Raw genomic sequence first — 381 nt, forward strand, 5'->3', positions numbered from 1 at the left:
CACCGAAGCTGCGGACTGTTCTTCGAACAGTGGTAGGAGAGCGTTCTAAGGGCTGTGAAGCAAGACCGGAAGGACTTGTGGAGCGCTTAGAAGTGAGAATGCCGGTATGAGTAGCGAAAGAGGGGTGAGAATCCCCTCCACCGAATGCCTAAGGTTTCCTGAGGAAGGCTCGTCCGCTCAGGGTTAGTCAGGACCTAAGCCGAGGCCGACAGGCGTAGGCGATGGACAACAGGTTGATATTCCTGTACCACCTCTTTATCGTTTGAGCAATGGAGGGACGCAGAAGGATAGAAGAAGCGTGCGATTGGTTGTGCACGTCCAAGCAGTTAGGCTGATAAGTAGGCAAATCCGCTTATCGTGAAGGCTGAGCTGTGATGGGGA

General features: G+C 53.5%; 1 rRNA gene. It reads left to right on the forward strand.

Going from position 1 to position 381, the window contains the following annotated elements:
• Positions 1 to 381 (forward strand): 23S ribosomal RNA (locus SB756_RS28425); the annotation flags it as partial.

This window comes from Pseudomonas sp. SIMBA_068, assembly GCF_046534705.1.
Classification (GTDB): Bacteria; Pseudomonadota; Gammaproteobacteria; order Pseudomonadales; family Pseudomonadaceae; genus Aquipseudomonas; species Aquipseudomonas putida.